Below are 5277 nucleotides of genomic sequence, written 5' to 3' on the forward strand. Positions count from 1 at the left end.
AGCCGCCGCCGGTGCCTACGCGGAGTTCGCCGCTTTCCTGCGCGACGAGCTGCTGGCGAAGGCCCCGGAAGCCGACGCGGTCGGCGAGCGGCGGTACCGGTTGTGGTCGCGCTTTTTCACCGGCGCGGAACTGGACCTGCGCGAGACCTACGAGTGGGGCTGGACCGAATTCGCCGCCATCGAAGCGGAGATGAAGGAGGTCGCCCACCGCATCCACCCCGGCGCCACCCTCGCCGAAGCCGCCGCCGAGCTGGACAACGACCCGCGCTACCGCGTGCGCGGCCAGGAAGTGCTGCGCCAGTGGGCGCAGGGGTTGTCCGACCAAGCGCTGCACGACCTGCGCGGCACGCACTTCGACATCCCCGACGAGCTGATGGCGCTGGAATGCCGCATCGCGCCGCCGGGCGGCGGGGTCGGCGCCTACTACACCGGCCCGACCGACGGCTTCACCCGGCCCGGCCGGATGTGGTGGTCGGTGCCCTCCGACCGCGAGGAATTCCCGACCTGGCGGGAAACCACCGTCGTCTACCACGAGGGCGTGCCCGGTCATCACCTGCAGGTCGCCACGGCGGTGTACCAGTCGCACCTGCTGAACAAGTTCCAGCGGCTGGCGTGCATCGTCTCCGGGCACGCCGAGGGCTGGGCGCTGTACGCGGAGCGGCTGATGCGCGAACTCGGCTACATCACCGACGACGGGGACCTGTTCGGGATGCTCAACGACCAGCTGTTCCGGGCCGCGCGCGTGGTGGTGGACATCGGGATGCACCTGGAGCTGGAGCTGCCCGCGGGCTGCGGGTTCCACGAGGGGGAGCGCTGGACTCCGGAGCTGGGTTCGGAATTCCTGCTCACCCGCACCGTCGCCGACCCCGCGCACGTGCACGACGAGATCGACCGCTACCTGGGCTGGCCGGGGCAGGCGCCGTCGTACAAGGTCGGGGAGCGGTTGTGGCGCGCGGCGCGGGACGAGGCGCGGGCGCGCTACGGAGCGGCGTTCGACGCCAAGGATTTCCACCGGCGGGCGTTGCAGCTGGGTTCGATGGGCCTCGACACCCTGCGCGAACAACTCGCCGAACTCTGATCACTTGTCTTTGATCTTGTTTTGCGAGGGTTCAGCGGCGGAACCTCAGCGGCTCCGCCGCTGACAAGACAGAGCTCCTGGCACACTCGGGTCGCCAGGTTGGAAGACGGGCTCTGAGGATCTTCAGCCCTCCAGCGGGAGGCCGCGGCCGAGGACCGCGAACGGTCGTGGGTCGCCGGTGAACCGGTAGTGCCGCAGCAGGTCGGCGAATCCGACGCGGCGGTACAAGGTCCAGGCCCGCGTCGGGCCTTCCGGGGTGGACAGCAGCACCGCCCGGCCGGGCGCGCCGTCCAGCAGCCGCCGCAGGATCGTTTCGCCGAGGCCGCCGCCCTGGCTGTCCGGGCGCACGTGCAGCTCGGTGAGCTCGAAGTAGTCGTGCATCCAGTGCTCGGCCTCGGCCTGCGAGTGGGTGCTGAGCATGCCGCGGAAGACCTGCTCGTGCCACCACTGGCCGGGCACGCCGAGATAGCCGTAGCCGATGCCGATCAGCTCGTCCGCGGTGTTGAACGCACCGATGCAGCGCCATCCCGCGCGCAGCATGTGCGCCGACCACATGGGAGCGCGTTGCTGCGCGGTCAGCGGCGGGTAGTTCATCGCCTCCACGTACACCTGCAGGGCTTCGGCCAGGCGGGCTCTGAGCTCGTCGGTGGTGAGCTCGACGAGGCGGTCGAAGCGGGGGGCGGGCGCGGCTGTCACGAGCCGAACACTAGAGGGTGCGGCAAGGGGCCGTGCGTCCCGGCCTTGATCAATTCCGCTGCCGGTGTCGGCGCTGGTGATCGCATCGGAGCGGGCATTACTCGAACAGGTGATCTATTGCTCAAGTGTTGAGTCCGGGCTCCGATCGGTCTACTCTGGAGCTTGTCGAACTGAGGTTCGATCGCCCGAGTGGAGTGCTCGAGTTCGATCGCTCGAGTTTCGATCGCTCTGTCGGTGGCTTGTCATCGCTTGTCGATCGGCCATCGATCGGCTGTCGATCCAGTGCGGTCGGCTTCGGTTCGCACGCACGTCCGGCGGTGGGGTGGGGGAAGCACCCCGCCGCCGGACGACCGGCTTCCCCCCGGTTCGAGCACCTGACCGGCAACTCCGCGGATTCGCGGAGCCCGTCGTGACCGAGAGGAGAAAGCTGATGTCCCTGCCGGTGTCCATTCCCGTCCCGCGCAGCCCGGGCGACGGATCGCCCGTATCGCCAGGATCGTCCGGACCGGCCGGTCCGCCACCGCCGCCGGGGGCGGCGTCCCTGCTGGAGCAGGGGCGGGCTTGCCTGCGCGATGCCGAACAATCGGCGAAACCGGCCGACCGCTACGTGTTGGCGCACCTGGCCGCGTTGCGGGCCGCGACGGCGGTGCTGGTTTCCCGCTCCTGGCGCCGGACCCGGGAGAGACCCTGCCGCGGGCGGTCCGGCGGCGTGTGGAGCCAGCTCACCGAAGTCGCACCGGAACTGCGCGAATGGTCGGCGCACTTCGCGGACCGATCGGTCCGGCGCGCCGCGGCCGAGGCCGGTAGCCCGGGCGTGACGCCGGGGGAGGCGGACATCTCGTTGCGGCACGCGGGCGAGTTCGTCGCGGTGGTTCAGCGCAGCCTGTCGGGGTCGGTGCGATGAGCCGGAGCGTTCCCGAGGAACCCGAATCGGGCTGCGCGGCGCCTCCGGAGCTGTCCATCGACCACGGCCGGATGCTCGACCTGATCGGCGTCGAGGGGCAGTTGCTCACCGCCGCCACGCACGACGTGCACCCGGACGCTCCGGTCGGCGGGGCGTCCGGCCGCACCGCCACCGAAACCGTCCGCTACCTCAGCGGGGTCTGCGAGGACGCGCTGACCTGGATGGGCGCCGCCGAGCAGGCGCGTTCCGCGGCGGTTCCGGAGCCGGCGACGCTGCAGGCGGTGACCCGGCAATGCACTGCCCGGCTGGCCGAACTGCTCGCCGAGTTCGGCACCCGCGCGCCGGACGAGGCGTGCCCGACGTGGTGGCCGGAGGAGCACACCGTGCGGTTCTGGGTCCGCAGGCTGCTGCACGCCGCAACGGTGCACCGGGTGGACGTGCAGACAGCGGCGGCGGTGGAGATGACCCCGATCGACGCCGATGTCGCGCTGGACGGGATCGACGAGGTGCTGCGGTTGTGGCTGGGCTATCGCCTGCACGCCGTCGGCATCACCTCGACCAGACCCTGCTCGGTCGGCCTGTCCACGGCCGGGGCGGAGTGGCTGGTGTACGCCGATCAGCGGCGCACCGTCGTGCGGCGGACCACCGACGGCGAGTCGGTCTCCGCCGACGGGCTGGTCACCGGTGACCCGGCGGCGGTGTACCTCTGGTTGTGGGGTCGGCTGCCGGACCGCGCGGTGCGGACGGCCGGTGATCGGGACGCCATCGCCCAGCTCTGGGGACTGCTCCGGCTCGCGACTCGTTGAAGGGGGCGCGCTGAAAGGCTGTGCGGCTGTGGAAATCAACGTGCGCTCGGCACGATGACGGGCCTACCGTGCGGCCGTGACGATCTTGCTCGTGCCCTACCACCAGGACGAAAGGTTGCCGGAGCGGACGATCCCGCTTGCTGCGCCGCTGGGCGCCGAGACGGTCGAGGCCATGGTGCCGGACGGCGATGTCTGGCCTCGCCTGGTCGCCCTGTACGAGAGGGTGGCGAACCGCGTCGCCGAGCGGCTAGCGGCCGACGACGTGCCCGCGGTCGTGTCTGGGGACTGCCTCGTCGCCGCCGCCACGATCACCGGCGCGCAGCGCGCGGGATCGGACCCCGCCGTCGTCTGGTTCGACGCGCACGGCGACGTGCACACCTCGCACACCTCGGCCTCCGGCTACCTCGGCGGCATGGCGTTGCGGCTGGTGCTGGGCGCACATCCGGAACGGCTCGCCGAGCCGCTCGGACTGCGGTCGCCTGCCGAACGGCGCGCGTTGCTGGTCGACGCGCGCGACCTCGACCCGCCCGAGGTCGACTACCTGTCCCGGAGCGACCTGCGCCGGTGCGGTGTCGAGGAACTGCAGGAGGCGCTGCCTGCCGGACCGATCGTCCTGCACATCGATGTCGACGTGATCGACTGCGGCGAGTTGGCCGGGTTGCGCTTCCCGGTGCCGAACGGCCCCTCGCGCAGCACGGTGGTCGACGCCGCTCGCCGAGTGCTGGCCACCGGACGCGTGGTCGCCGTCGACATCGCGTGCCCCTGGTATCCGGCACGCGACGAGCACGAGATCGCCACCAGGGCACGGTTGCTCGACGAACTCGTGGACGCCGTGCGCAACAGCGGGTGAAGCCGTGCCGAGGCTCGCATCAGCGCCGAAATTCGATTGCCGCCCGCCGGGCGGGTTGGCACGGTTCGATGATGCTGCTCAGGCGAGAACTGCCCTCCGACGTCGACGCGATCCGCGCCGTGCACACCGACGCCTACGCCGACGGCGACGCGACGCCCGCGGAACCGGGACTTGTGGAGGCGTTGCGCGCCGACGAGGGCTGGATCCCGGAACTGTCCATCGTCGCCGTCGACGACAGCGCCGCCGTCGTCGGCCACGTCGTTGCGACCAGGGGATACGTCGGCGACCGCCCGGCGCTGGGACTCGGCCCGATCGGCGTGCTCCGCGCAGTCCAGCGCAGCGGCATCGGCACCGGGCTGATGCACGCGGTGCTCGCCGCCGCCGACGCGCGGGGCGAACCGCTCGTCGCGCTGCTCGGCCACGTCGACTACTACCCGCGCTTCGGTTTCCGGCCCGCGCAGCAGGACGGCATCGCACCACCCGACCCGAGCTGGGCCGAGCATGTCCAGACCCGCCCGCTCACGACGCACACCCCGGACCTCACCGGAACATTCCGCTATGCGGCGCCGTTCGACGAGCTGTGATCACGCGCGCAGCCGCAAACCCTTCGGTGTGGCGCGGAAACCCGCCTCGGTGAGGATGTCGGCCATCCGCGACCCCAACGCGCCCTCGCCGTCGGTGCGCTGCACCGCCAACTGCTCCAGCCAGCCTTCCCGCACGGCACGGGCCAACCCCTCGGCCGCGCTGCGCAACACCGACTCGTCCGCGGTGAACGACAGCAGCGACTTCCCGCCGCGTTCCACGTAAAGCGCCGCCGAGCCGGACACCAGCACCACCAGCGCACCAGCCTTGCGGCCGGGCCGGTGCCGGGTGTCACCCACCGCGTCCGGCCACGGCAACGCAGCACCGTAAGGCTGCGCCGGATCGGCGGCGGCGAGCACCA

At 71.5% G+C, this 5277-nt stretch carries 7 protein-coding genes; 5 read left to right on the forward strand and 2 right to left on the reverse strand.

Annotated features, from left to right (window positions below):
• Positions 1-1078: DUF885 domain-containing protein (locus IJH84_RS25865; protein ID WP_295149998.1), on the forward strand; the 1078-nt coding region annotated here is incomplete at its 5' end.
• A 123-nt stretch (positions 1079-1201) separates the two neighbouring features.
• Here IJH84_RS25865 and IJH84_RS25870 read toward each other — a convergent pair.
• Entirely contained in the window at positions 1202-1774 is a 573-nt protein-coding gene (locus IJH84_RS25870) for an N-acetyltransferase (RefSeq protein ID WP_200071240.1), read from the reverse strand.
• Between the two features lie 409 nt (positions 1775-2183).
• Between IJH84_RS25870 and IJH84_RS25875 the strand changes: the two genes are divergently transcribed.
• From IJH84_RS25875 to IJH84_RS25890, 4 genes are all read left to right on the forward strand, one after another.
• Positions 2184-2678 (forward strand): SAV_6107 family HEPN domain-containing protein, encoded by a 495-nt coding sequence (locus tag IJH84_RS25875; protein WP_295150000.1) that lies wholly within the window; start codon positions 2184-2186, stop codon positions 2676-2678.
• Positions 2675-3484, forward strand: coding sequence for a hypothetical protein (locus IJH84_RS25880; RefSeq protein WP_295150001.1), 810 nt, complete (start codon positions 2675-2677; stop codon positions 3482-3484). The genes IJH84_RS25875 and IJH84_RS25880 overlap by 4 nt, the downstream gene beginning before the upstream one ends.
• A gap of 76 nt (positions 3485-3560) precedes the next feature.
• Positions 3561-4334, forward strand: coding sequence for an arginase family protein (locus tag IJH84_RS25885; RefSeq protein ID WP_295150004.1), 774 nt, complete (start codon positions 3561-3563; stop codon positions 4332-4334).
• Positions 4335-4405: 71 nt separating this feature from the next.
• A complete protein-coding gene (locus IJH84_RS25890; protein ID WP_295150006.1) occupies positions 4406-4918 on the forward strand; it encodes a GNAT family N-acetyltransferase in 513 nt (170 codons plus the stop codon).
• Here the strand turns inward: IJH84_RS25890 and IJH84_RS25895 are convergent.
• Positions 4919-5277 (reverse strand): hypothetical protein (locus tag IJH84_RS25895; protein ID WP_295150008.1); only part of this gene is annotated, 359 nt, incomplete at its 5' end.

The organism is Saccharopolyspora sp. (genome assembly GCF_017434145.1).
GTDB classification, from domain to species: Bacteria; Actinomycetota; Actinomycetes; order Mycobacteriales; family Pseudonocardiaceae; genus Saccharopolyspora_C; species Saccharopolyspora_C galaxeae.

What these genes read in the sequence shown, in the direction of transcription:
- IJH84_RS25880 (WP_295150001.1), top strand. Translation starts at nt 2,675, where the DNA reads ATGAGCCGGAGCGTTCCCGAGGAACCCGAATCGGGCTGCGCGGCGCCT.
- IJH84_RS25890 (WP_295150006.1), top strand. Translation starts at nt 4,406, where the DNA reads ATGCTGCTCAGGCGAGAACTGCCCTCCGACGTCGACGCGATCCGCGCC.